23 protein-coding genes are annotated in these 25,837 nt (G+C 64.7%); 18 read left to right on the top strand and 5 right to left on the bottom strand.

Translation table 11 applies throughout. The features are described 5' to 3' along the window. The first annotated feature begins 146 nt into the window (after positions 1–146). A complete protein-coding gene (locus tag NAV27_RS06040) occupies positions 147–1,100 on the top strand; it encodes a helix-turn-helix transcriptional regulator (protein WP_102827617.1) in 954 nt (317 codons plus the stop codon). A gap of 22 nt (positions 1,101–1,122) precedes the next feature. On the opposite strand, the gene NAV27_RS06045 is transcribed toward NAV27_RS06040, so the two are convergent. The 3 genes from NAV27_RS06045 to phhA form a co-directional block, all read right to left on the bottom strand. Further along, a complete protein-coding gene (locus NAV27_RS06045; protein ID WP_102827616.1) occupies positions 1,123–2,316 on the bottom strand; it encodes an amino acid aminotransferase in 1,194 nt (397 codons plus the stop codon). Next, positions 2,316–2,672, bottom strand: coding sequence for a 4a-hydroxytetrahydrobiopterin dehydratase (locus tag NAV27_RS06050; RefSeq protein WP_008567023.1), 357 nt, complete (start codon positions 2,670–2,672; stop codon positions 2,316–2,318). The genes NAV27_RS06045 and NAV27_RS06050 overlap by 1 nt, the downstream gene beginning before the upstream one ends. A gap of 220 nt (positions 2,673–2,892) precedes the next feature. Further along, the gene (gene phhA, locus NAV27_RS06055) at positions 2,893–3,678 is read right to left on the bottom strand and encodes a phenylalanine 4-monooxygenase (protein ID WP_102827615.1); all 786 of its coding nucleotides are present in this window, start codon (positions 3,676–3,678) and stop codon (positions 2,893–2,895) included. A gap of 255 nt (positions 3,679–3,933) precedes the next feature. Here phhA and NAV27_RS06060 point away from each other — a divergent pair, with 255 nt between their 5' ends. Together NAV27_RS06060 and NAV27_RS06065 are read left to right on the top strand one after the other, a co-directional pair. Beyond that, positions 3,934–5,490, top strand: coding sequence for a sigma-54-dependent phenylalanine hydroxylase transcriptional regulator PhhR (locus NAV27_RS06060; RefSeq protein WP_008567020.1), 1,557 nt, complete (start codon positions 3,934–3,936; stop codon positions 5,488–5,490). Positions 5,491–5,916: 426 nt separating this feature from the next. After that, on the top strand, positions 5,917–6,909 hold the full coding sequence (locus tag NAV27_RS06065) for a TRAP transporter substrate-binding protein (RefSeq protein WP_008567019.1): 993 nt from the start codon (positions 5,917–5,919) through the stop codon (positions 6,907–6,909). Positions 6,910–6,916: 7 nt separating this feature from the next. Here NAV27_RS06065 and NAV27_RS06070 read toward each other — a convergent pair whose 3' ends face one another. After that, entirely contained in the window at positions 6,917–7,318 is a 402-nt protein-coding gene (locus NAV27_RS06070; protein WP_008567018.1) for a DUF488 domain-containing protein, read from the bottom strand. Positions 7,319–7,532: 214 nt separating this feature from the next. Between NAV27_RS06070 and NAV27_RS06075 the strand changes: the two genes are divergently transcribed. The 15 genes from NAV27_RS06075 (at position 7,533) to NAV27_RS06145 (ending at position 24,843) form a co-directional block, all read left to right on the top strand. Beyond that, the gene (locus NAV27_RS06075; protein ID WP_008567017.1) at positions 7,533–7,883 is read left to right on the top strand and encodes a hypothetical protein; all 351 of its coding nucleotides are present in this window, start codon (positions 7,533–7,535) and stop codon (positions 7,881–7,883) included. 109 nt (positions 7,884–7,992) lie between these two features. Then, positions 7,993–8,433 carry a CopD family copper resistance protein gene (locus tag NAV27_RS06080; RefSeq protein WP_008567016.1) on the top strand — a complete coding sequence of 147 codons (441 nt, stop codon included), beginning with the start codon at positions 7,993–7,995 and terminating at the stop codon, positions 8,431–8,433. Positions 8,434–8,606: 173 nt separating this feature from the next. Further along, positions 8,607–9,857, top strand: a complete 1,251-nt coding sequence (locus tag NAV27_RS06085) for an acyl-CoA dehydrogenase family protein (RefSeq protein WP_008567015.1) — start codon at positions 8,607–8,609, stop codon at positions 9,855–9,857. A gap of 269 nt (positions 9,858–10,126) precedes the next feature. Beyond that, positions 10,127–12,307, top strand: a complete 2,181-nt coding sequence (nosR, locus tag NAV27_RS06090) for a transcriptional regulator NosR (protein WP_102827614.1) — start codon at positions 10,127–10,129, stop codon at positions 12,305–12,307. A gap of 71 nt (positions 12,308–12,378) precedes the next feature. Continuing rightward, complete coding sequence (nosZ, locus tag NAV27_RS06095; RefSeq protein WP_008567013.1) at positions 12,379–14,292, top strand: TAT-dependent nitrous-oxide reductase; 1,914 nt, start codon at positions 12,379–12,381, stop codon at positions 14,290–14,292. Between the two features lie 133 nt (positions 14,293–14,425). Beyond that, on the top strand, positions 14,426–15,736 hold the full coding sequence (locus NAV27_RS06100) for a nitrous oxide reductase family maturation protein NosD (RefSeq protein ID WP_037019317.1): 1,311 nt from the start codon (positions 14,426–14,428) through the stop codon (positions 15,734–15,736). Then, positions 15,733–16,659, top strand: coding sequence for an ABC transporter ATP-binding protein (locus NAV27_RS06105; protein WP_043299534.1), 927 nt, complete (start codon positions 15,733–15,735; stop codon positions 16,657–16,659). The genes NAV27_RS06100 and NAV27_RS06105 overlap by 4 nt, the downstream gene beginning before the upstream one ends. Beyond that, positions 16,656–17,486 (top strand): ABC transporter permease, encoded by an 831-nt coding sequence (locus NAV27_RS06110; RefSeq protein ID WP_008567009.1) that lies wholly within the window; start codon positions 16,656–16,658, stop codon positions 17,484–17,486. Before NAV27_RS06105 ends, NAV27_RS06110 begins: the two co-directional genes overlap by 4 nt. Before the next feature lie 22 nt (positions 17,487–17,508). After that, on the top strand, positions 17,509–18,084 hold the full coding sequence (locus tag NAV27_RS06115) for a nitrous oxide reductase accessory protein NosL (RefSeq protein ID WP_008567007.1): 576 nt from the start codon (positions 17,509–17,511) through the stop codon (positions 18,082–18,084). A 26-nt stretch (positions 18,085–18,110) separates the two neighbouring features. Next, positions 18,111–18,299, top strand: a complete 189-nt coding sequence (gene tatA / locus NAV27_RS06120; protein ID WP_177313783.1) for a twin-arginine translocase TatA/TatE family subunit — start codon at positions 18,111–18,113, stop codon at positions 18,297–18,299. A gap of 376 nt (positions 18,300–18,675) precedes the next feature. After that, a complete protein-coding gene (locus NAV27_RS06125; RefSeq protein WP_102827613.1) occupies positions 18,676–19,866 on the top strand; it encodes an NnrS family protein in 1,191 nt (396 codons plus the stop codon). A 145-nt stretch (positions 19,867–20,011) separates the two neighbouring features. Then, positions 20,012–20,755: an SDR family NAD(P)-dependent oxidoreductase gene (locus tag NAV27_RS06130; RefSeq protein WP_008567005.1), complete on the top strand. Its 744-nt coding sequence runs from the start codon at positions 20,012–20,014 to the stop codon at positions 20,753–20,755. 12 nt (positions 20,756–20,767) lie between these two features. Next, complete coding sequence (locus NAV27_RS06135) at positions 20,768–21,874, top strand: methyl-accepting chemotaxis protein (RefSeq protein ID WP_077683705.1); 1,107 nt, start codon at positions 20,768–20,770, stop codon at positions 21,872–21,874. A gap of 293 nt (positions 21,875–22,167) precedes the next feature. Further along, a complete protein-coding gene (ccoN, locus tag NAV27_RS06140) occupies positions 22,168–23,610 on the top strand; it encodes a cytochrome-c oxidase, cbb3-type subunit I (RefSeq protein WP_102827745.1) in 1,443 nt (480 codons plus the stop codon). 93 nt (positions 23,611–23,703) lie between these two features. Further along, entirely contained in the window at positions 23,704–24,843 is a 1,140-nt protein-coding gene (locus NAV27_RS06145; RefSeq protein ID WP_102827612.1) for an HPP family protein, read from the top strand. Between the two features lie 13 nt (positions 24,844–24,856). Here NAV27_RS06145 and NAV27_RS06150 read toward each other — a convergent pair whose 3' ends face one another. After that, on the bottom strand, positions 24,857–25,717 hold the full coding sequence (locus NAV27_RS06150) for a LysR family transcriptional regulator (RefSeq protein ID WP_102827611.1): 861 nt from the start codon (positions 25,715–25,717) through the stop codon (positions 24,857–24,859). Between the last annotated feature and the right edge of the window lie 120 nt (positions 25,718–25,837).

Here is a 25,837-nt window from a genome sequence, read left to right on the forward strand (position 1 = left end):
GGCAGGTTGGCGACTGTCCCACGATTGCACAAATGATAACGATTTGCATCCGAGAATGACGGCGCGTAGTCTGCCACCACGGCCTGGGCCGAACCTTTGCGCGAGCGAACATTTGCTTTGCGATCCGTCTTCCGGGGATTTGCGCCATGCAGCAACCTGATCACCTCATCCGTCGCGGCGAGCTGCCGGCAGCCAGCCAGCCGGGGCTGCGCCTGGCGCGCCCGGAGGACGACCGCCTGTTCTTCGGCAGGGTGGGCTGGGTGCAGCTGCGCGAGGGGCTGTCGCTGCACTGGTCGGATTACCAGGAGCTGCAGGATTTCGTCGCCGAGAATCCGGTGCAGCCGCGCCTGTCGTTCGTGCTGTTCCTCGACGGCCAGAGCGAGGTGAACTACGGCGACCTGGCGCTCACCTTCGGCCAGACAGATCGCCGCCAGCGTCCGCAAGGCGTGGCGCTGGCGATGACCGAGCCGGTGCTGTTCCGTCGCCAGGCCCGGCGCGGTCGGCATATCCGCAAACTGGTGGTGAGTCTGGCGCCGGAATGGTTCGACCACGCCGGCGCCGAGGCCGGCAGCGCGGTGCGGCGCTTTATGCAGAGCCATCTGACGCCGCGTGTGTGGCAGCCATCGGCACGGCTGCTGACGCTGGCCGAACAGATGCTCAGCCCGACGGGCTACGACCCGCTGCTCGAACGGCTGTATCTGGAAAGCCGCGCGCTGGATATCGCATGCGAGGCGCTCGGCAGCCTCGGTGAGGCGGCGCCTGAGGCGGGGCTGCGTCCGCAGGAAGGATTACGCCTGCAGCGGTTGCAGGAGTTGCTCGACAGCGGCGCGGCAGATGCCTGGACGCTCGAGCGCATCGCCCGCGAGATGGGCGTCAACGCAGGCACCCTGCAGCGCCAGTTCCGCAGCTCGCGCGGCATGACGATCTTCGAGTACCAGCGCGCCCGCCGTCTGCTGCAGGCCCGGCAGGCGCTGGAGCGCGAAGGGATCAGCGTGAACGAGGCCGCCTGGCGCGCCGGCTACAACAGCCCGGCGAACTTCGCCACGGCATTCAAGCGCCAGTTCGGCATCAGCCCGCGGCAGGTGCGCGGGCGCCTGTGACGGCCGCGGCCTGACAGGCTGGCTAGTCGACCACGCTGGCGAAGGCGCGGGCCAGCTCATCCAGTCGCTCGGCATCCAGCCCGGCGACGCTGGCGCGGCCGCTTTCGACCAGATACACCGAATGCTCGGCGCGTAGCCGGCGCACCTGGGCAGCGGTCAGGCCGGTGTAGGAGAACATCCCGCGCTGCTCGGCGATATGCGCGAAGCGCTCGGCCAGCCCGTACGGCGTCAGCGCCTCCACCAGACCCTGGCGCAGGCTGGCGATGCGCTGGCGCATGCCTTCCACTTCGTCCTGCCAGATCTGCCGCAGCGCGTCGTCGGCGAGAATAGTCGTCACCACCGCGGCGCCGTGCGCTGGCGGCGTGGACCACAGCCCGCGGGCCAGCGCGGCGAGCTGGCTGCGCACATCCAGCAGTTGCTCGTGACCGGCGGCGATGACGATCAGCGCGCCGGTGCGCTCGCGGTAGAGGCCGAAGTTCTTCGAGCAGGAGCTGGTGATCAGCACTTCCGGCAGCGTTTCGGCGAACAGCCGCACCGCCCAGGCATCTTCCTCCAGCCCTTCGCCGAAGCCCTGGTAGGCGAAGTCGAAGAGCGGCAGCAGTTCGCGGCTGCGGACGATCTCCAGCACACGCAGCCAGTCGTCGTGGCTCAGGTCGAAGCCGCTCGGGTTGTGACAGCAGGCGTGCAGCAGCACGACGTCGCCTGCTGGGATGCGCTCCAGCGCGGCGAACAGGCCGTCGCGATCCAGGCGGTTGTCGGCGCCGACGTAGGGATAGTGCTGCAGCGGCACGCCGGCGGCAGCGAACAGCGTCTGGTGGATCGGCCAGGTCGGGTCGCTCAGCCATAGCGTGCGCCCCGGCAGGCAGCGGGCGATGAATTCGCCAGCCAGGCGCAGCGCGCCGGTGCCGCCGGGTGCCTGGGTGCAACCGGCTCGATCCTCGGCGAGCGCCACGGCGCGCGGGCTGAGCACCAGACGCATCAGCAAGGCGCCGAACTGCGCATCGCCGTGGCCGCCGATGTAGCTCTTGGTCTTCTCGCTGTCGACCAGCCGCTGCTCGGCCAGCTTCACCGCGCGGGGAATGGGCGTCTGTCCGTGCGCGTCCTTGTAGACGCCGACGCCGAGGTCCAGCTTGGCCGGGTTGGCGTCGGCGCGAAACGCATCCAGCAGGCCGAGGATCGGATCGCCGGGGACGCGGGGTATCTGGCCGAAATGCATCACTTGCGCCCCTCGGCAGTGGCGGCGAGCTGGTCGGTGCGCGCGGCCATGATGAAGTCGTTGCGGTGCAGGCCGCGCATCTCGTGGCTCCACCAGGTCACGGTGACCTTGCCCCATTCGGTGAGCAGGGCCGGATGGTGGCCGACTTCCTCGGCAATGGCGCCGACCGCGTTGGTGAACGCCAGGGCGTGACGGAAATTGCGGAACAGGAACACGCGCTCCAGCTCCATGTGGTCGCCGCGCACCTCGATGTTCCAGTCGGGAATTTCGCGGATCAGCTCGGCCAGTTCTTCATCGGATACCTTCGGCGCATCGGCGCGGCAGGCTTCACATTGGGCTTGGGCGAGAGCGGTCATGGTGTCGGTCCCTTCTGTCTGTTGGGTGAAAGTCGTTGGCAAAGCCTAGGTGAATACAAAGCGTAGGGTGGACAACGCTGCGGGCTTGTCCACGCGTTGGGTTCGTCCGCCACTCCGTCGAAAGATCTCGTCGCGGTTGGGAGATAAGCCTTGCGGCGTCATTCAACCAGCGGAGTCGTGACCGAACCGGCGCGTGGAAAACGCTCTGCGGTTTTCCACCCTACGCCGCCTTGGGCGGAAACTTCGGCTGGTGCAGGCCCAGGCGCATGGCCTGGTGAACCAGCGTCATGATGTCCTGGTGGGCCAGCTCGAACAGCCGGTGCAGGTCCGGCAGCACGAAGTACAGCGGCTGCAGGATGTCGATGCGATAAGGCGTGCGCATCGCCTCAAGCGGGTCGAACGGCTGGTGCTCGGGCGCGGCGGACAGGCTGTAGAGCGTTTCCTTCGGCGAGGAAAGAATGCCGCCGCCATAGATGCGCCGGCCTTCGGGCGTGTCCACCAGGCCGAACTCGATGGTCATCCAGTACAGCCGCGCAAGGTAGACGCGCTCCTCCTTGCTCGCCGCCAGGCCCAGCTGGCCATAGGTGTGGGTGAACTCGGCGAACCACGGGTTGGTCAGCAGCGGACAGTGGCCGAAGATTTCGTGGAAGATGTCCGGCTCCTGCAGGTAGTCCAGTTCCTCCGGCGTGCGAATGAAGGTGGCAACCGGGAAGCGCTTGCTCGCCAGCAGCTCGAAGAAGGTCTGGAACGGGATCAGCGCCGGCACGCGAGCGACCTGCCAGCCGGTGGTGGCCTGCAGCACGCGGTTGATTTCGCTGAGCTGCGGAATGCGCTCGCGGGGCAGGTCGAGTTGCTCGATGCCGGCCAGGTATTCCGGGCAGGCGCGCCCGTCGAGCAGCTTCAGCTGGCGTTCGATCAGGGTCTGCCAGACGGCGTGCTCGGCGTCCGGGTAGTGGATGTGGCCGTGCGCGTCCGGTTCGCGGGCGACATAGGGCGTGGTGTTCATCGGACCTCCTGAGCGGGTGGCCGCCTGAGTCTTGTTGTTATGGATGCCTCATCTGAACGTGCCGGCGCGGGCGTTGGGTAGTAGGCGTGCGAAGGCCGAGCGCACTTCGCTTGCGGCTGGATGTAAAGAAAGTCTTACGAATCCGCCCGGCGGCGTGGTGATCGCCTTGTATGCGGCTGCGTTCGTCAAATAATCTTGACGATAATCAAGCCTGGCTTGCGAATAACTCGCCGCATAACAACAAAAGGGCCGCGTATGCGTATCCGAATCCTTTGCCAGAACCGCGTCGGCATCCTGCGCGACATGCTCAACCTGCTCGTCGATTACGGCATCAACGTGGCGCGCGGTGAGGTCGGGGGCGAGCAGGGCAATGCCATCTACCTGCACTGCCCGAACCTGATGAACCTGCAGTTGCAGGCCCTGCGGCCGAAGATCGAGGCGTTGCCCGGCGTGTTCGAGCTGCGCAAGGTCAGCCTGATGCCCAGCGAGCGGCATTCGCTGGAACTCAACGCGCTGCTCGGCGCACTGGACTTTCCGGTGCTCTCGGTCGACATGAGCGGCGCCATCGTCGCGGCGAATCGCTGCGCGGCGCAGCTGCTCGGCGTGCGGGTGGACGAGGTGCCGGGGCTGAGCCTGTCGCGCTATGCCGAGGATTTCGATCTGCCCGAGTTGGTGCGGGCGAACAAGGCGCGCATCAATGGCCTGCGGGTACAGGTCAAGGGACAGGTGTTCCTCGCCGACATCGCGCCGCTGCAGTCGCAGCACGACGACAGCGAGGCACTGGCCGGCGCGGTGCTGACGCTGCACCGCGCCGATCAGGTCGGCGAGCGCATCTACAACGTGCGCAAGCAGGAGCTGCGCGGCTTCGACAGCATCTTCCAGAGCTCGAAGATGATGGCCGCGGTGGTGCGCGAGGCCCGGCGCATGGCGCCGCTGGACGCACCGCTGCTGATCGAGGGCGAAACCGGCACCGGCAAGGAGCTGCTGGCGCGCGCCTGTCACCTGTCCAGCCCGCGGGGGCAGGCGCCGTTCATGGCGCTCAATTGCGCCGGCTTGCCGGAGTCGATGGCCGAGACCGAGCTGTTCGGCTACGGCCCTGGCGCCTTCGAGGGCGCGCGCCCGGAAGGCAAGCTGGGGCTGCTGGAACTTACCGCCGGCGGCACGCTGTTTCTCGACGGCGTCGGCGAGATGAGTGCGCGCTTGCAGGCCAAGTTGCTGCGCTTTCTGCAGGACGGCGGCTTTCGCCGGGTCGGCAGCGACGAGGAGGTCTATCTGGATGTGCGGGTGATCTGCGCAACGCAGGTCGATCTGTCCGAGCTGTGCGCCAAGGGTGAGTTTCGCCAGGACCTGTACCACCGGCTCAACGTGCTGTCGCTGCACATTCCGCCGCTGCGCGAGTGTCTCGACGGCCTGGAGCCGCTGGCGCTGCACTTCATCGACCAGGCCAGCCGGCAGATCGGCTGTCGGTTGCCGACACTGTCGGCCGCCGCGCTGGCGCGCCTGGGCGGCTATCACTGGCCGGGCAACGTGCGCCAACTGGAGAACACGCTGTTTCAGGCGGTCTCCCTCTGCGACGACGAGCGCATCGAGCCCGAACACATCCGCCTGCCGGCCTACGGTGCAGCGCAGCCGCTGGGCGACTTCGCCCTGGACGGCGATCTGGCAAGCATCGTCGGGCGCTTCGAGAAGGCGGTGCTGGAAAGCCTCTATCAGCAGCATCCCAGCAGCCGGCTGCTGGGCAAGCGGCTGGGCGTATCGCACACCACCATTGCCAACAAGCTGCGCGAGTACGGCATTGGTCGAGAGGACTGAGGCCCGCGCGGGGCAAACGCCGCGCTGGGGATTGCTGCAGCGTTAGCAATTCAAGTGCGCAGGATGCGTCTGGGCGCTTGTCTCATCGCGTGCCCGTAAAGTGACTGACTGGTCAATTTTCTTTCGCTGCCTTTCTGTGTGCAATGGCGTGACCGGGTTCGCGAAACCGGCGCCGACCAAGTCGCTTGCGCTTGTCTGCCGCAGCCGCTTGCCGAAGACTCGCCGCGGCCTGCGCCGCGACTGGTTGTCGTGGCGCAGGCAGTACCACACGCCAATAAAGACCGGTCGGCAGCCCTGGTTGCCACGAACCGGCCATTCGCCCGAATGGATCGCGCCGCCTGGCCGCGCCATTGCACTTATCCGATCAACGACGCGACCGGCGCTCACGAGGCACCGTCGTCGCGCAGCCGTTTCTGGGAGCTTTCGATGTTCAAGTCTTGTGTCACCGCGCTGGTCGCGACGCTGTCTCTGCTGGGGCTGTCGGCCGCCAGCGCCGCGGAGCCGATCGTCATCAAGTTCGCCCACGTGGTGGCGGACGATACGCCCAAGGGCAAGGGAGCGCTGCTGTTCAAGCAGCTGGTCGAGCAACGTCTGGCCGGTCAGGTGAAGGTCGAGGTCTACGCCAATTCCAGTCTCGTGGGCGATGCCGACGAGATGCAGGCACTGCTGGACAACCGGGTGCAGCTGCTGGCGCCCTCGCTGTCGAAGTTCGAGAAATACACACGCAAGCTGCAGGTGTTCGATCTGCCGTTCCTGTTCGATGACGAGGCAGCGGTCAAGCGTTTCCAGAGCCGCGAAAAGAGCCGCGAGCTGCTGCGCTCGATGGCCGGCAGCGGTATCTATGGGCTGGCCTACTGGAACAACGGTCTCAAGCAGCTTTCCGCCACCCAGGCGTTGCGCCTGCCGAGCGACGCCAGCGGCCTGGCGTTCCGCGTGCAGCCGTCGGCGGTACTGGAGGCGCAGTTCGCCGCCGTGGGCGCCAAGTCGGTGCGCCTGCCGTTCGCCGACGTGTTCAAGTCGCTGCAGAGCGGCGTGGTGCAGGGGGCGGAGAATCCCTGGTCGAACATCGCCAGTCAGAACATGCACAGCGTGCAGCCATACATCACCGAAACCAATCACGGTGTGCTCGCCTACATGCTGGTCACCAATGCCGAGTTCTGGCGCAGCATTCCGTTCGCGACGCGCTCGGAGCTGGAGAACATCATCGTCGAGGTGACCGCGGTGGTGAACGAGGAAGCGGAAGCGCTGAACCGCCGCGATCGCGAGCGCGTTCTCGCCAGCGGCAGCAGCAAGCTGATCAGCCTGTCGCCGGAGCAGCGCCAGGCCTGGCGCGAGAAGATGCAGCCGGTGTGGCAGGCCTACGAGGCAGACATCGGTGCCGACGTGATCCGTGCGGCGCTGACCGTCAACCGGCGCTGAGCGCGTTTCATTCCAACGGCTTGCCGGCGTAACAGGTCGGCGAGCTGGGATCGGCGCGGCGTTCCAGTTCCTCTTCCAGCCATTCGGCGAGCACCCGCGCGTTGTTCTCGCGTTCGTCCCGCGCGGCGTAAACCAGTGTGAGCGTGCCACCCGCGGCACGCTCCAACAGCGGCCACCAATGCTCGGGATGCGCCGCGAGTTCCTGCCGGTAGCGCTGGCGGAACGTGGCGAAATCCAGCAGCCCTCCTTTGAACTCGCGTCGCAGCGCCGTGGTGGGCGCCAGCTGCGGCAGCCAGCCATCGAGTGGCAAATCTTCCTTGCGGCAGTTACGCGGCCAGAGTCGATCGACCAGCACGCGCTGACCATCCTCGTCGGCCGCTGGCAGATAGGCGCGTTTGCACTGGATCATCGGCAGACTCCTTCTTTTCGGCATCGGGTGGTAAAGACCGAGCGTCTTACTGGGTATTAAGTACCTCGATGAATTGTTATTTAGACCCTGATGTCGCAGGTAATATTCACCACCTAAAATGTTAAGTCTTTGATTTTATAAGGCTATAAAAGCGGCACGCTTCGTGAAGTGTTCTTGGGGTGCGACATCTCACAAACGTCAAAGGAGCATCCCCATGAAAAAGTTGATCGTAGCAGCAGCCAGCGCCGCCATTCTGATCTCGGCAACCGTTCACGCCGACGAGATTCTGGAAGTCCATCCCGATCACGCGGTCGGTGGTGGTTTCGGTGGGCTCAGTGGCTTCATGGTCGGCGCGGTAGGCGGGCCGATAGGCGCGCTGGTTGGTGGCGGGCTGGGCTGGCTACTGGGTAGCGGTGTGCAGGACGCCGCCGGGCTGGAGCAGACGCTGTACGTGGTGCGCAAGGACGATGGCAGCATCGACCGTATCCGCAGCTCCGACGGCAGTTTTCTGGAGGGCCAGCATATCCGCCGCGACGGCGCCGAGATCACCGCGATGCGCCCTTGAGCGGTAGTGCGACGGGACTGTCGTCAGCCGGTCGATATGCCCGCAGCGCTTGGCCTCCCGGGTAACGCTGAGGGATGATCGTGCGCCTGTCTTGTCCGAGGAGCCTGCGATGACCTATTCCGTGCTGCATGTTGTGCACCTGCTGGCAGCGATCTTTTTCATCGGCACGCTGTTCGTCGAAGTGGCGATTCTTGCCAGGATTCGTCCGCAGCTCGGCGAGTCGGTCGCGCAGCAGCTGGATAGAGCGGTCGGCGCGCGCTCGCGGGTGGTGCTGCACTGGGTCGTGTTGTTCGTCTACGGCGCCGGCATCGGCCTGGCCTGGTTTCACCGCCAGGCGCTGGCCGAGCCGTTTGCCGGCAGCTTCGGGATGCTGCTGAGCCTGAAGATCCTGCTGGCCGTCGGCGTGTTCTTCACCTTCGGCCTGGTGGCGATCCTGCTGCGCAGCGGGCGGATGACGCCGGCGCGCTACAGCGCCATCCATTGGGCGATCTTCCTGCAGATGGTCGGCATCGTGGTGCTGGCCAAGGCGATGTTCTACGTCCACTGGTAGTCGCGTCGGTGTGCGGGCCTAGCAGGTTCGCCGCCGCTGATGATGATTTCCGTCAAGACCGATGCCGCTTGTCGCGACGCTGATTGCGCCCGATTCAGCCGCTGCAGGCTCATTGCGTTCGTCGTTGCCCCGGCTAAGGTGGCTGCATCGCACTCGATCAGCAGGGGTACCGCATGAACTTCGCCTACAGCCCGCGCGTGGAGGCGCTGCGTCAGCAGCTCCGCGCCTTCATGGATCAGTACATCGTGCCGCGCATCGGTGCCTGGCATGCCGAAGTGGCGGCGGGTCGGTATCCGGTATCGTTCATGGACGATCTCAAGGCGCTGGCGCGTGCCGAAGGGCTATGGAACCTGTTCCTGCCGTCACTGCACGAAGACGAACCGGGCACTGCGCTGAGCAACCTGGAGTACGCACCGCTGGCTGAGATCATGGGGCGCGTGCACTGGGCCTCCGAGGTGTTCAACTGCAACGCGCCGGACACCGGCAACATGGAACTGCTGCACCTGTTTGCCACGCCCGAGCAGCGTGAACGCTGGCTTCTGCCGCTACTCGAGGGGCAGATCCGCTCGGCCTTCGCCATGACCGAGCCGGACGTACCGTCGTCCGACGCCACCAATATCCAGACGCTGATCCGCCGTGACGGCGACGATTACGTGATCAATGGTCGCAAGTGGTTCATCACCAACGCCTCGCACCCGGACTGCCGGTTGCTGATCGTGATGGGCAAGACCGATCCCGCCGCCGAGCCCCACCACCAGCAGAGCATGATCCTCGTGCCGTTCGACACCCCCGGCGTGGAGCTGGTGCGCAACATTCCGGTGATGAACCACATCGCCCCGGAAGGCCATAGCGAGCTGCTGCTGAGGAATGTGCGAGTGCCGGCAAGCAATCTGCTCGGGCGCGAGGGCGACGGTTTCATGATGGCTCAGGCCCGCCTCGGACCGGGACGCATCCATCACTGCATGCGCTCGATCGGCCAGGCGGAGCTGGCGCTGGAGCTGATGGTCGAGCGTTGCCAGGAGCGCAAGGCGTTCGGCAAGTATCTGCAGCAGTATTCCAATGTCGCCGACTGGATCGCCGAGTCGCGCATCGAGATCGAGCAGGCGCGTCTGCTGGTGCTCAAGACGGCGTGGATGATCGATGAAGTCGGCGCGAAGGCGGCACGCCGGGAAATCGCGATGATCAAGGCGCTGGTGCCGCGCATGCATACCCGCGTGGTGGATCGCGCGATCCAGGTCTACGGTGCGATGGGGCTGACGCCGGATACGCCGCTGGCCGATATGTGGACGGGTGGCCGCGCGCTGCGCTTCGCCGATGGCCCAGATCAGGTACATCTGCGCAGTGTGGCGAAGATGGAGCTCAAGGCCAGCGAGGCCAATCGTGGTGCCACGGCCGCGTACCTCACCCCGGGGCGGCATCACTGAGCGGAGCCGGACATACGGCCTTCCGGCGGTTAACCCGTCCGTCACGCGAGCGGATTAATCTGCACGACCATCACCCGGTAGCACTTAGAGCGATAAGGCGTACCCTGAAATTCATCCGGATGGTCAGATGTCCGCCTGTCGAGGCACTTGTTGACATGGCTCAATGGAATCCGTGATGGCCTGCCCAGGCTTGATTGCAATCAAGGGGCGGAGATGCTTGACTCCCCTACTATGCGCGGCACATCCCGCCGTGGAAGTAAGGTAACTCTATGAAACCCCATTGCTTTTCTTTTCGCAGCCTGCTGCGCTCATGGGGGAACGGCCTCGTAGTGCTCCTTGCCGTGGCTCTCTGTGCCGTTCAGGCGCAGGCCAAGGACTACGCCGTTGAGCAACAGCGAATCGAGCAGTTTTTCCCGAAAGCTACCCACATCTCCGAGCCTGAAGGCGAGTATCAGGTGCGAACGCTCGCCGACGGTGTGGGCACCGTCTATGGCTACGCCTACCAGAGCATCAACGTCACCCAGATCCCTGCCTACTCCGGCAAGCCAATCAACATGCAGGTGCTGCTCGATCCGCAGGGCGTGATCGTCGACGCCTACGTGCTCGAGCACCACGAGCCGATCCTGCTGATCGGTATTCCCGAGCAGAAACTGCACGACTTCGACCTGAAGTACGCCGGCATCAAGGCCGACCAGCGCGTGGTAGTGGGGCGTTCCAGCGATAAGAACGCGGTGACGGTCGACGCGGTGACCGGCGCTACGGTGACCGTGATGGTGGTCAACGAGATCATCATGGGCTCGGCCCACAAGGTTGCCGCGTCGCTCGGTCTGGTCAAAGACAACCTCGAGGCGCGGCAGAAGCCTGCGCTGGTGCGCGCGGATGTCTATAAGCCGGCCAGTTGGGCTGAGCTGACCGGCAACGGCGCCATCCGTCGGCTGCACCTGACCAATGGCCAGATCAACGAGGCCTTCAAGGGCACCGCAGCCGAAGGCATCGACGAGGCGCCGGCCGAGGAGCTCGACGAGACGTTCATCGATCTCTACGCCGCGCCTCTGAATCCGCCGACCATCGGTCGCAATCTGCTGGGCGACAACCAGTACCGCTTCCTCATGGAAGAACTCAAGCCGGGCGAGCACGCGATTGCCGTGCTCGGCAGCGGCGAATACTCGTTCAAGGGCTCGGGCTACGTGCGCGGCGGCATCTTCGATCGGGTGCAGGTGCGCCAGTTCGGCAACATCATCAGCTTCCGCGATCTGGACTTCCAGCGGCTCAACGACGTGTACGCCGAAGGCATTCCAGAGTTCAAGGAGATGGCGATCTTCATCATCCGCGAGAAGACCGGCTTCGATCCGGGTACGCCGTGGACGCTGGAGCTGCTGGTGCGGCGTCAGACCGGCCCGGTCGACGGCATCTTCACCAGCTTCGAGCTGCCGTATCAGATTCCCGAGGAATACATCGAGCGTCCGCAACCGACCGCCGAAGAACTCGCCATTATCGAAGAAGCCAATCGGCCGATGTGGGTCAACATCTGGTACCAGAAAAGCTTCCAGATCGGCGTGATCCTCGTCGCGCTGGGCCTGCTGACGGTGATCCTGTTCCTGCAGGACAAGCTGACCAAGCACCCGACCTTCCTCAAGCGGCTGCGTCACGGCTACCTGGTGTTCACCGTGGTGTTCATCGGCTGGTACGCGCTGGGACAGCTGTCGGTGGTCAACGTGCTGACCTTCGTCCATGCGCTGGTCCAGGACTTCCGCTGGGAACTGTTCCTTACCGACCCGGTGATCTTCATCCTCTGGGTGTTCACCGCGGCGAGCATCCTGCTCTGGGGGCGCGGCGTGTTCTGTGGCTGGCTGTGCCCGTTCGGCGCCCTGCAGGAGCTGATCAACGAGGCTGCGCGCAAGCTGAAGATTCCGCAGTACGACGTGCCCTTCGCGGTGCACGAGCGGCTCTGGGCGATCAAGTACATCGTCCTGCTGGTGCTGTTCGGTATCTCGCTCGAGTCGATGATGATGGCGGAGAAGGCCGCCGAGGTGGAGCCGTTCAAGACCGCTATCACGCTCAAGTTCGACCGCCAGTGGTGGTTCGTGCTCTACGCAGTGGTGCTGCTGGTGGTGAACATCTTCACCCGCAAGGTCTACTGCCGCTACATCTGCCCGCTGGGCGCGGGTCTGGCGATCACCGGTCGCTTCCGCCTGTTCGACTGGCTCAAGCGGCGCAAGGAATGCGGCAACCCCTGCCAGATCTGCGCCAATGAATGCGAAGTGCAGGCGATTCATCCGGATGGGCACATCAACCACAACGAGTGCCACTACTGTCTGGACTGCCAGATGACCTACCACAACGAGAACAAGTGTCCTCCGTTGGTGAATAAGAACAAGCGCAAGAAGCGTGACAAGAAGGCCCCGGTCGGGCCTGAAATGATCCCTGTAGTTGAAGTGGTGGAACCCTGAGCGTCGTCTGCGGGCGAGCCGTTCGGAACTGATCGTCTGATCTGTGTTAAGCGATAAGGAGCAACACCCCCATGAGTGACAAGAGCAAGAACAATCCCGAAACGCTGGAGAAGGGTGGTCTGAGCCGCCGTGGCTTCCTCGGCGCAACCGCCATGACCGGTGCGGCTGTTGCCGCCACCGCTCTGGGTACTTCCGTCATGACCCGCGAGTCCTTCGCGGCGGCAGTCAAGGACGCCCAGTCCAAGATCCACGTCGGACCGGGCGAGCTGGACGAGTACTATGGCTTCTGGAGCGGCGGCCACCAGGGCGAAGTGCGCGTACTGGGCGTGCCGTCGATGCGCGAGCTGATGCGCATCCCGGTATTCAACGTCGACTCGGCTACCGGCTGGGGCCTGACCAATGAGAGTAAGGCGGTGCTGGGTGACAGCGCCAAGTTCCTCAACGGCGACTGCCACCACCCGCACATCTCGATGACCGACGGCAAGTACGACGGTAAGTACCTGTTCATCAACGACAAGGCCAACACCCGCGTCGCGCGTATCCGTCTGGATATCATGAAGTGCGACAAGATCCTGACCGTGCCGAACTGCCAGGCCATTCACGGCCTGCGCCTGCAGAAGGTGCCGCACACCAAGTACGTCTTCGCCAATGCCGAGTTCGTCATTCCGCACCCGAACGATGGCAAGGTGTTCGATCTGCAGGACGAAAACAGTTACACCATGTACAACGTGATCGACGCCGAGAAGATGGAAATGGCGTTCCAGATCATCGTCGACGGCAACCTCGATAACACCGACGCTGACTACACCGGCCGCTTCGCCGCCTCCACCTGCTACAACTCGGAGAAGGCCTTCGATCTGGGCGGCATGATGCGCAACGAGCGCGACTGGGTCGTGGTGTTCGACATCCACGCGGCTGAGAAAGCCGTCAAGGCTGGCAAGTTCATCACTCTCGGCGACTCCAAGGTGCCGGTCCTCGACGGCCGCAAGAAGGGCGAAAAGGACAGCGAGTTCACCCGCTACATTCCGGTGCCGAAGAACCCGCACGGCTGCAACACCTCGCCGGACGGCAAGTACTTCATCGCCAACGGCAAGCTGTCGCCGACCTGCTCGATGATCGCCATCGACATGCTGCCTGACCTGTTCGCCGGCAAGCTCAAGGACCCGCGTGACGTTGTTGTCGGCGAGCCGGAGCTGGGCCTTGGCCCGCTGCACACCACCTTCGACGGCCGCGGCAACGCCTACACCACGCTGTTCATCGACAGCCAGCTGGTCAAGTGGAACATGGAGGAAGCCCGTCGCGCCTACAAGGGCGAGAAGGTCAACTACATCAAGCAGAAGCTCGACGTGCACTATCAGCCGGGCCACAACCACGCCTCGCTGTGCGAAACGCGCGACGCGGACGGCAAGTGGGTCGTCGTGCTGTCGAAGTTCTCCAAGGACCGCTTCCTGCCAACCGGCCCGCTGCACCCGGAGAACGATCAGCTGATCGACATCTCCGGCGACGAGATGAAGCTGATGCACGACGGCCCGACCTTCGCCGAACCGCACGACTGCATCATGGCTCGCCGCGACCAGATCAAGACCAAGAAGATCTGGGACCGCAACGATCCGTTCTTCGCTGAAACCGTGAAGCGCGCCGAGAAGGACGGCATCAACCTGACCGCCGACAACAAGGTCATCCGCGACGGCAACAAGGTACGCGTGTACATGACCTCGATGGCGCCGGCGTATGGCATCAACGAGTTCACCGTCAAGCAGGGCGATGAAGTCACCGTGACCATCACCAACATCGACCAGATCGAGGACGTGTCCCACGGCTTCGTCATGGTCAACCACGGTGTGAGCATGGAGATCAGCCCGCAGCAGACCTCTTCCATTACCTTTGTGGCCGACAAGCCCGGTCTGCACTGGTACTACTGCAGCTGGTTCTGCCACGCGCTGCACATGGAGATGGTCGGCCGCATGATGGTCGAGCCGGCGTAAGCCGAACTTCCTGCCCGACCCCTTCGGTCGGGCAGGAATTCCTGCAATAACCTTTCCTTAGATTTGTTCCGGCACCCTTGCCGGCACTGAGAAACACCCGCAATCTGCCTGGACGCTGAATAAGGTAACTGTCGTGCTCAGATCTCAGGCTGTCGATGTGCTCTCTCCGTGGGCACTCTGCATTTTTCTCCTATTCGGTGGCGTGGCTCAGGCGGCGCCGCAACCCATCACCGCTCTGCCGTTGCAGGCGGAGGGTGAAAACCTCTGGCGGCTGCCGGCCGGCGAATACGCCGGGCAGTTCCGCATAGACCAGCCGATGCACCTGCGCTGCGAACCTGGAGCGGTGATTCGGGCGCAGGGCGAAGGCAATGCGCTGAACATCAGGGCGTCCGACGTCACGGTCGAAGGCTGCACGCTTCTCGATTGGGGGCGCGACCTCACCGCGATGAACTCGGCCGTGTTCATCGAGCGCAACGCGCGTGGCGCGCAGATCAAGGACAACCGTCTCGAAGGCGCCGGTTTCGGCATCTGGGCCGACGGGACGCAGGATGTGAGAATCGTCGGTAACCGCATCGTCGGTGACCCCAGCGTGCGTTCCCAGGATCGCGGCAACGGTATCCATCTGTATGCGGTGCATGGCGCAGAGGTTGTCGGCAATCACGTCCGCGACACACGCGACGGTATCTATATCGATACGTCCAATGGCAACCATCTGGAGGGCAATGTTCTCGAGGACCTGCGTTACGGCGTGCACTACATGTTCGCCAACGACAACAGCGTGATCGGCAACATAACGCGGCGCACCCGTACCGGCTATGCGCTGATGCAGAGCCGCAAGCTGGTAGTGACTGGCAACCGCTCCGAACAGGATCAGAACTACGGCATCCTGATGAACTACATCACCTACTCGACGCTGAAGGACAACTTCGTCAGCGACGTGCAGCGTGGCGATACCGGTGGCGACAGCATGATCAGCGGCGGCGAAGGCAAGGCGCTGTTCATCTACAACTCGCTGTTCAACACCATCGAGAACAACCACTTCGAGCACAGCAATCTGGGGATTCACCTGACCGCGGGCTCGGAGGACAACAAGATCAGCACCAATGCCTTCGTCGGCAACGAGCAACAGGTCAAGTACGTCGCCACCCGTACCCAGGAATGGTCGGTGGACGGGCGTGGCAACTACTGGAGCGACTACCTGGGCTGGGATCGCAACGAGGATGGCCTGGGCGACGTGCCCTACGAGCCCAACGACAACGTCGACCGCCTGCTGTGGATGTATCCGCAGGTGCGGCTGCTGATGAACAGCCCCAGCATCGAGGTGCTGCGCTGGGTGCAGCGCGCCTTCCCGGTGGTCAAGTCGCCGGGGGTGCAGGACAGCCATCCGTTGATGCATCTGCCGACCAAGAAACTGATGAACACCACGCAGGAGCCGTCCTCATGAATGCGGTAGAGATCCAGGGCGTCAGCCAGCGTTACGGCAGCATGACGGTGTTGCACGATTTGAACCTGACCCTCGGTGAAGGCGAGGTGCTGGGCCTGTTCGGCCACAACGGCGCCGGCAAGACCACCAGCATGAAGCTGATCCTCGGCCTGCTGCAGGCCAGCGAAGGGCAGGTGCGGGTGCTCGGCCGCGATCCGCGCACCACCGACGTGCGTCGCCAGATGGGTTATCTGCCGGAGAACGTGACCTTCTACCCGCAGTTGACCGGCCGCGAAACGCTGCGCCATTTCGCCCGGCTGAAGAGCACGCCGCTGGGTCAGGTCGACGATCTGCTCGAGCAGGTCGGCCTCGCCCATGCTGCAGATCGGCGGGTGAAAACCTATTCCAAAGGCATGCGCCAGCGTCTCGGCCTGGCCCAGGCAGTGCTCGGCCAGCCGCGCCTGCTGCTGCTCGACGAGCCGACGGTCGGCCTCGACCCGATCGCCACGCAGGAGCTGTATCTGCTGATCGACCGCCTGCGTCAGGGCGGCACCAGCGTCATCCTCTGCTCCCACGTACTGCCGGGTGTGGAATCGCACATCAACCGTGCGGCGATCCTCGCCAAGGGCCGCTTGCAGGCGGTCGGCAGCCTGGGCCAGCTGCGCGCCGAAGCCGGCCTGCCGGTGCGTATCCGTGCCAGCGGCATCGGCAGCAGCGAGCACTGGCGGCAGCGCTGGAGCGATGCGGGCCACAGCGCCCGCGCGCTGAGCGAGACCAGCATCGAAGTAGTCGCGGTCAACGGCCACAAGTTGGTGCTGCTGCGCGAACTGCTCGGCGAAGGCGAGCCGGAGGACATCGAGATCCACCAGCCCTCGCTGGAAGACCTGTACCGCTACTACATGGAACGCGCCGGCGATGTACGCACCCAGGAGGGCCGAGCATGAACCAGATCTGGAATATCGCCCGCAAGGAACTCAGCGACGGCCTGCGCAACCGCTGGTTGCTCGCCATCAGCCTGCTGTTCGCTGTACTCGCGGTGGGCATCGCCTGGCTCGGTGCCGCGGCGTCCGGGCAGCTGGGGTTCACCTCGATCCCGGCAACCATTGCCAGCCTGGCCAGTCTGGCCACCTTCCTGATGCCACTGATCGCGCTGCTGCTGGCCTATGACGCGATCGTCGGTGAGGACGAAGGCGGCACGCTGATGCTGCTGCTGACCTATCCGCTCGGCCGTGGGCAGATCCTGCTCGGCAAGTTCGTCGGCCACGGGCTGATCCTCGCCCTGGCGGTGCTGATCGGCTTCGGCTGCGCGGCACTGGCGATTGCCCTGCTGGTCGAGGACATCGAACTGGGCCTGCTGCTCTGGGCGTTCGGCCGCTTCATGATCTCCTCGACGCTGCTCGGCTGGGTGTTCCTCGCCCTGGCCTACGTGCTCAGCAGCAAGGTCAGCGAGAAGTCCAGCGCGGCCGGGCTGGCGCTGGGCGTCTGGTTCCTCTTCGTGCTGGTCTTCGACCTCGTGCTGCTGGCGCTGCTGGTGCTCAGCGAGGGCAAGTTCAGCCCTGAACTGCTGCCCTGGCTGCTGCTGCTCAACCCCACGGACATCTATCGCCTGATCAACCTGTCGGGCTTCGAGGGTGCCGGCAGCGCGATGGGCGTGCTGTCGCTGGGCAGCGATCTGCCGGTTCCCGGCGCGGTGCTCTGGCTGTGCCTGCTGGCATGGGTCGGCGCCTCGCTGCTGCTGGCCTATGGCATGTTCCGTCGGCGTCTGACCTGATCCCAACTTACAAGGAGTCTCTATGAATCGGCTTTATCATCACGGTATTCGCGCGCTGTTGCTGCTGGCCCTAGGCCTGGGGCTGGCCGCCTGCGGTGAAAAGGAAGAGGTCAAGCAGACGCTCGATCCGGTGGCCTTCCACGAGAATGACGAATGCCACGTATGCGGCATGGTCATCAGCGATTTCCCCGGGCCGAAAGGCCAGGCGGTGGAGAAGGGCGGCGTGAAGAAATTCTGTTCCACCGCCGAGATGCTCGGCTGGTGGCTGCAGCCCGAGAACAAGCTGCTCGATGCCAAGCTGTACGTGCACGACATGGGCAAGAGCCAGTGGGAGCACCCGGACGACGCCTACCTGATCGACGCGACCAGCGCCTATTACGTGATCGGTACTTCGCTCAAGGGCGCGATGGGCGCGTCGCTGGCGACCTTCTCCGACGAGGCGGCTGCGCAGAAACTTGCGGCCGAGCATGGCGGTCGCGTGCTGCGCTTCGAGCAGATCGACCAGGCCCTGCTGCAGGAGGCCGCGAGCATGCAGCACGGGGCGATGCACGATGAGCACGCGCCAGCGCAACACGACAACGCACACGCCGGTCACTGACCGCGACAATCCAACGAGGTGAGCTAATTATGGGTATCAGCATCTGGCAACTCCTGATCATCCTCCTGATCGTCGTCATGCTGTTTGGCACCAAGCGCCTGCGCGGCCTGGGCGCCGATCTGGGCAGTGCGATCAGCGGGTTCCGCAAGTCGATCAACGACACCGATAGCGCCTCGTCGACCGAGGCGATTAAGCAGGACGCCAATCGGGTCTGAGACCAGCGCGTCTGGACCCGTCATCGCCTGGCCTGTTTCGGGCCAGGCGATTCCTCCCGTTCCCCCGCAGCACCTGCGGGCATCTTCGCTGCGCCGCGCAACGCCTCGCGGTGATCCGCGTGCGGGATTAGCCGCCGCGACACGATTCCTCTTCGATCTGCTCCCGTTCCGCCTACAGCGTCGCCGTCTCAGTCACCGGCGCGGTGGGGGATTTCCGACCGTCCGGAAAAAAGCTGATTGCAATCAAGTCTGTCGAGGGCTTCTAACCTGTAGAAAGTAACCCTGGCTCCCGATGTCGTGGGAGCGCACATGGTTCCGGTCAGCTTGCACCATCCAGGCGCATCTGCCGGGCATGAGAACGATCTGGAGGCCTTCCGTGCAAGTTATCGATCGGCGAAAAGCCCTGAGTATCCCGCCCATCTGGAGGCTCGCGTTTCGCCCGTTCTTTCTCGCCGGCAGCGTCTACGCGCTGCTGGCAGTTCCGCTCTGGGTCGCCGCCTGGACCGGCTTATGGCCGGGCCTGCAACCCACCGGCGGCTGGCTCGCCTGGCATCGCCACGAAATGCTGTTCGGCTTTGCGATGGCCATCGTGGCCGGTTTTCTGCTCACCGCGGTACAGACATGGACCGGCCAGGTCGCGCCTTCCGGCAACCGGTTGATGGCGTTGGCGCTGGTCTGGCTGGCGGCGCGTCTGGGCTGGCTGTTCGGTTTGCCGCTGGCGTTGCTGGTGCCGCTGGAACTGCTGTTTCCGCTCGCCGTCGCGCTGCTGATGGCGCAGATGCTTTGGGCGGTGCGGCAGAAGCGCAATTACCCGATCGTGGCGGTGCTGTCGCTGATGATCGCAGCCGACGTGCTGGTGCTGGTGGGGCTGCTGCAGGGCGATGATGGTCTGCAACGCCAGGGCGTGTGGGCCGGGCTGTGGCTGGTGGCCGCGCTGATGGCGCTGATCGGCGGACGGGTGATCCCGTTCTTCACCCAGCGTGGTCTGGGCTGGGTCGAGGCGATCAAGCCGTGGGTCTGGCTGGATATCGCCTTGCTGGTCGGCACAGCGCTGATCGCGATTCTCTACGCGATGGGACTGGGGCTGCAGGCGCATCCGCTGCTGGGGCTGCTGTTCGCCCTGGTCGGTGCCGGGCACCTGCTGCGTCTGGCGCGCTGGTACGACAAAGGGATCTGGGGCGTCGCGCTGCTGTGGTCGTTGCATCTGGCGATGCTCTGGCTGGTGGTGGCGGCGTTCGGTCTGGCGCTCTGGCATTTCGGCCTGCTGGTCAATGCCAGCCCGGCGCTGCACGCGCTGAGCGTCGGCTCCATGAGCGGCCTGATCCTGGCGATGATCGCGCGGGTCACCCTGGGGCATACCGGCCGGCCGCTGCAGCCGCCGGCGGGAGTCGTCGCCGCCTTCGTACTGTTCAATCTGGGCACGCTGGCGCGGGTGTTTCTCGCGGCGGTCTGGCCGGTCGCCGGACTCTGGCTCGCGGCGCTGTGCTGGACGCTGGCCTTCCTCATCTACGCTTGGCGCTACGCACCGATGCTGGTGAGGGCGCGGGTCGATGGCCATCCGGGCTGATTTTCACCGACGTCGGCGAATTCGCCGGCGCCACGGAGGACGGGCTGAGCGAGCGATGGCCGTCTTTCCTTCTGAGGCACCAATCCGCTGTCGGCCGCCGTGCCGGCAGCCGTGGGCTCGGCCGCGCCGGGCAATGGAGTAAACGATGAAAAGCGAATTCCTCGATCGTCTGGCGGTGATCACCGGTGCCAGTTCCGGTATCGGTCTGGCGCTGTGCGCCGCGTTGCTGCAGCGCGGTGCGCGGGTACTGGCGATGTCGCGCACGCTGGGTGGGCTCGAGCCGCTGCTGCAGTCCTACCCCGATCAGCTGGTCTGGCTGCAGGGTGACGTGACCCGTGCCGACGACCTGCAGGCATTGTGCCGGCGGGCCGCGGAAATGGGGCCGGTCAGCTATCTGGTGCCCAACGCCGGCATTGCCGAGCTGGCCTGCGGACTGGACATGCCAGCGTTCGACCGCCAGTGGGCGGTCAACGGTGCCGGTGCGCTGAATACCCTGAATGCTCTGCGCGGCGAGCTGGCCAAGCCGGCCTCGGTGGTCTTCATCGGTACCTTCCTCACCCGTTCGGCCTTCCCGGGGCTGGCGGCCTACATCGCCAGCAAGGCGGCGCTGGGCGCGCAGGCACGGACCCTGGCGGTGGAATTCGCGCCGCTGGATGTGCGCATCAACATGGTCTCGCCCGGGCCGACCGCGACCGCAATCTGGGGTAGCCTCGGGCTGACCGACGAGCAGCTCGACGAGGTCGCCGAAAGCGTCACCAAGCGCCTGCTGCCGGGGCATTTCCTTGAGTCCTCGGCGGTTGCCAACGTGATCCTGTTCCAGCTCTCGCAGGGCGCGCGGGGCGTTTATGGTCAGGATTGGGTGGTCGACAACGGCTACACCGTCAGCTGAAGGGGTGATCCCATGTGGTTCAAGAACAAGGCGGCGCTGCGGCTGCAGCAGGAGCTGGACGCACTGCGCGCCAGCCATGCCGAGCAGGCCACGCGCATTGCCGGGCTGGAGCAGCAGCTGCAGCAGGCCGAAACCGCCAGCCGGGGCCGCCAGCGCCAGCTCGATTATTACCGCGGCGTGTCCGCCAGCCTGACACGCTTCAGTGTGTCGGTTGCGAACCTGAGCGAATCCTTCGAGTTCCTCACCGGTCAGTTGGGCGAGAACAAAGGGCGCGCCGGTGAAGTTGCGGCGGCCGCGCTGAGCAACCAGAAGCACTTCGGTGAGCTGCAGAGCCGTGCCGCGGAGATGGAAAGCGGTCTGGACCTGGCGTCGCGCAAGGTCGATACCCTGGCCGAGCGCTCGCAGGAGATCAACGGCATCGTTGACCTGATCAGCGGCATCGCCAGTCAGACCAACCTGCTGGCGCTCAACGCGGCCATCGAGGCGGCGCGTGCCGGCGAGGCAGGCCGTGGCTTTGCGGTGGTCGCCGGGGAAATCCGCAGTCTGGCGGAAAAGACCGCGCTGGCGACCGACGACATCGTGCGCAAGATCGGCGAGGTGCAGGCCGAGATTCGCAACGTGCACGACTACATTCAGCTGCAGGGCGCCCACGCGCAGGGCTTCAGCCGTACCACCGAGGAGGCGGTCGGCGCGATGCGCACCCTGCACCAGCTGGCCGGCGCGATGCGCGAGAGCAGTTCGGCGGCTTCGCTGCGCGCCGGGGTCGAGCTGGCCAACCTCGACGAGTTGTCGCTGAAGTTCGTCGTCTACAACCACCTGCTCGGCGAGCGCTCGCAGCAGGCGCCACAACTACCCGGCGAGCGCGATTGCCGCTTCGGGCGCTGGTACTACGGCGAGGGCAATCGGGACATCCAGGCGCTGGATTGTTTCGCCCAGATCGAGCGGCCCCATACCGCGGTGCACGCGCAGGGACAGGCGGCGATCGACGCATTCGGACAGGACTCGCTGGAGAACGCGCTGCGCCATCTGGAGCGGATGGAGGAGGCCAACCTGGAGGTGATGCGCATCGTCAACGCCGTGATCGAGCAATACGAGCGAAGCGTAACGCGGGCTGCCTGAGCCAGCGAGGCGTTGCGAAGCACGATTGGTCGGTCGTAAAAATGACCAAACGCATGTTTGTGCAATTTTATTGCACTCTACCTGCAATACTATTCGTTAGAGATTATTCAACCGTCCGCTGACAATGCGCAGGCATTCCGTCTGCGCGACTCACCGTCGCGTCCGAACATGAACCGGTCCCTGGAGGAGCGGCGAGTGAGTGCGGTGTGCCGGTCCGTCGACCATTGGAAGTGTTGCGCCTGCAGATTTCTATGCTCGTTCACCCGGTGCCCGTGCTGGCCCGCCCAGCGAGCATGAGCGAACAGCACAACCCTGAAGCGATCGCCTACAACTACCACGTGGTGCGGCAGTTCACCCTGATGACCCTGGTCTGGGGCGTAATCGGCATGGGGCTCGGGGTGTTCATCGCGGCGCAATTGGTGTGGCCCCAGCTGAACTTCGATTTGCCGTGGACCAGTTTCGGGCGGCTGCGGCCCATCCATACCAATCTGGTGATCTTCGCCTTCGGCGGCGGCGCGCTGTTCGCTGCGTCGTTCTACGTCGTGCAGCGCACCAGTCACGCCCGGCTGATTTCCGATCGCCTGGCCAGCGTGGTGTTCTGGGGCTGGCAGGCCGCCTGCGTGGCGATGCCGGTCACCTATGCGCTGGGCTACACGACATCCAAGGAATACGCCGAGATGGAGTGGCCGATCGCGCTGTGGGTCACGCTGATCTGGGTGCTCTACGCCTACCTGTTCTTCGGCACCATCGCACGCCGCCGGATCGGCCACATCTATGTCGGCAACTGGTTCTTCGGCGCGTTCATCATCGTCACCGGCATGGTGCACATCGTGAATCACGCGCTGATCCCAGTGAGCCTGCTCAAGTCCTATTCGCTGTACTCCGGCGCGACCGACGCGATGGTGCAGTGGTGGTACGGCCACAGCGTGGTGGGCTTCATCCTCTCGGTGGGCTTTCTCGGCATGATGTATTACTTCGTGCCGAAGCAGGCGGGGCGCCCGATCTATTCCTACCGGCTGTCGATCGTGCACTTCTGGGCGATCATCTCCATCTACATCTGGGCCGGCCCGCACCATCTGCACTACACCGCTCTGCCGGACTGGGCGCAGAGCCTGGGCATGGCGATGTCCATCATCCTGCTCGCACCGAGCTGGGGCGGCATGATCAACGGCATGATGACCCTGTCGGGCGCCTGGCATAAGTTGCGCACCGATCCGATCCTGCGCTTTCTGGTGGTGTCGCTGGCCTTCTACGGCATGTCCACCTTCGAGGGCCCGATGATGGCGATCAAGACCGTCAACGCCCTGTCGCACTACACCGACTGGACCATCGGCCACGTACACGCGGGTGCTCTCGGCTGGGTGGCGATGATCTCCATCGGTTCGCTGTATCACCTGATTCCGCGGCTCTGGGGTCGTGAGCAGATGTACAGCGTCGGCCTGATCAACGCGCACTTCTGGTTGGCGACCATCGGCACTGTGCTCTACATCGCCTCGATGTGGGTCAACGGCATCACCCAGGGCCTGATGTGGCGCGCGGTCAACGAGGACGGCACGCTGACCTACTCCTTCGTCGAGGCGCTGGAAGCCAGTCATCCCGGCTACCTGGTACGCATGACCGGCGGCGCGATCTTCGCCACTGGCATGTTGCTGATGGCGTTCAATACCTGGCTGACCGTGCGCACTGCGCGCGAAGAGCCACTGACCGGCGTGCCGCCGCTGACCGTGGCCGGCTGACCGTCTCACCGTTTTCCTCACCTGTCCAAGGACGGACTTTTTTATTCGCGCGCCCTCGCGGCGCCCCCCCGATCGATCCGCCAAGCAGTAAACATGCACGACTCCCTCAGCCTGTGGTTCCGCTCGTTCATCCCCGCTCCCCTGAATGCTTCACCGAAGGAATGGCTGCGCGCCGCCTTCGGCATCGCCCTGGTCATGCCGCTGGTGTTCTGCGCCGGCTACTGGACCGTCGGCACGCCGCTGACCCTGCAGATCATGGGGCCGGCCGGGGCGTCGGCGGTGCTGGTGTTCGTCGCCTCGTCCAGCCCGTTCGCCCAGCCGTGGGCACTGATGGCTGGCAATGTGGTCGCCGCGCTGATCGGTATCGGGCTGGGCATGAGCGGCCTGCCGAGTGTGCTTTCGCTGGCGCTGGCGGCCTGTCTGTCGCTGATCTGCCTGTTTTCCCTGCGCTGTCTGCATCCGCCGAGCATCGCGCTGTCGCTGGTGGCGGCGGTCGGCGGCGCGGAGGTGCATCAGCTGGGGTTCGCGCTGATCGGCCCCGTGCTGTTCTATTCATTGCTGCTGGTGGCGGTTGCGCTGGTCTACAACAACCTCACCGGGCATCCCTATCCGAAGCCGCGGCTGAGTCGCGAGAACGTCCATCACACCCATGACCTGTCGCCCGGTGAGCGCATGAGCTTCACCCATGATGACGTCGACCAGGCGTTGCGGGAGTTCGGCGAATACGTCGACGTCACCCGCGACGACCTCGAGCGCTTGATCAAGCAGACCGAGAAGCACGCGCTGCGCCGCAGCATGGGGGAGATCACCGCGGCGCACGTGATGTCGCGCGATCTGCGCTGGCACACCCCGGATACCTTCATCGAGCAGGCCTGGCAGACGCTGCAGGCACATCGGCTGCGCTCGCTGCCGGTGGTGGAGGGCGACGATCATCGACTGGTCGGCATCGTGACGCAGGTGGATCTGCTCAAGCACTTCCACCCGCAGCCGGGGCGGCTCAGCTTCGGCCAGTTGAACTTCCTGCGCGGCACCAAGCTGCGTGCCATCATGACGTCGCCCGTGGTGTCGGTGACGGCCGATACGCACATGGTCGAGCTGGTCTATCTGCTCTCCGACCGCGGCTTGCACTGCCTGCCGGTGATCGATGCGCAGCAGCGGCTGATCGGCATGATCACCCAGACTGACCTGATCGCCGCGCTGTACCGTAACTGGCTCAAGCATCTGCCGGACTGAGCCGGCGCGCCAATCAGATCTCGTAGTACCAGCGCGACCAGTCGAAGTCGTCGCGGGCCACTTCGCGCAGCAGCTCGATGGCCTTGGCCAGCGCCGGCGACTCGCTGGCGCGGGCGTGGACCAGGTAGATCGGGTAGGAAAACTCCGGCGCCTGCTCCACCCGCTTGAGAACGCCGCTCTCCAGATAGCGCTGGACCACGCGGGTGCGGAAGTAGCCGCGCCCGCCGCACTGCACCAGATACTGCAGCGCCAGCGGGCCGAGGCCGAACGACAGCGCGGCGCGGGTGTACTCGGGCAACGCCTGGTTGTGCTGCTTGCGGAACGCCGGGCCCCAGTCGACATACAGGTAGGGTGTGGGGTTTTCTGCCTGCACCACCTGGATCAGCTTTTCCTCCAGCAGTTGTTCGATCTGCAGGCCCGGCCAGTATTCCGGCTGGTGCACCAGTGCGGCATCGAGCACGCCGAGGTCGAGCTTCTTCTGCAGCTCCTCGCCGCTACCGACCTCCAGCCGTACCGCATGGCTCGGCAGGCTCTGACGCAGGCGCTGGACCCACGCCAGCATCAGCGGATTGCACAGGCTCACTTCGGAACCGAGGGTCAGCAGCTTGCCGCCGCCCTGCGACAGCGGCAGATCGCGCCGTGCGGCTTCCCAGGTCTGCACCAGTTGGTTGGCGTAGGCGACGAAGCGCTCGCCGTCGTCGGTCAGCCGCGCGCCGGCACGGTTGCGCACGAACAGGCGGCAGCCCAGCTGGCTTTCGAGGTTGTGCACCCGCGCGGTCACCGCCGTCTGGGTGATATGCATGCGTTCGGCGGCACCGATGAAGCTGCCGCTGCGGATGATCTCAAGAAAGGTACGGGCAAGATCGATATCCACTAACGCGCCTTCAGTGCAAGAAAAATGATTCGACTGAAGATTGTATAGCGGTCGTGGTGAATTGTGGTTGCTACGTTAGGCTATCAGCCCAAAGTGCCGCTCCGCGTGGGGAGCGGCAGA

The organism is Stutzerimonas degradans (assembly GCF_024448505.1).
Classification (GTDB): Bacteria; Pseudomonadota; Gammaproteobacteria; order Pseudomonadales; family Pseudomonadaceae; genus Stutzerimonas; species Stutzerimonas degradans.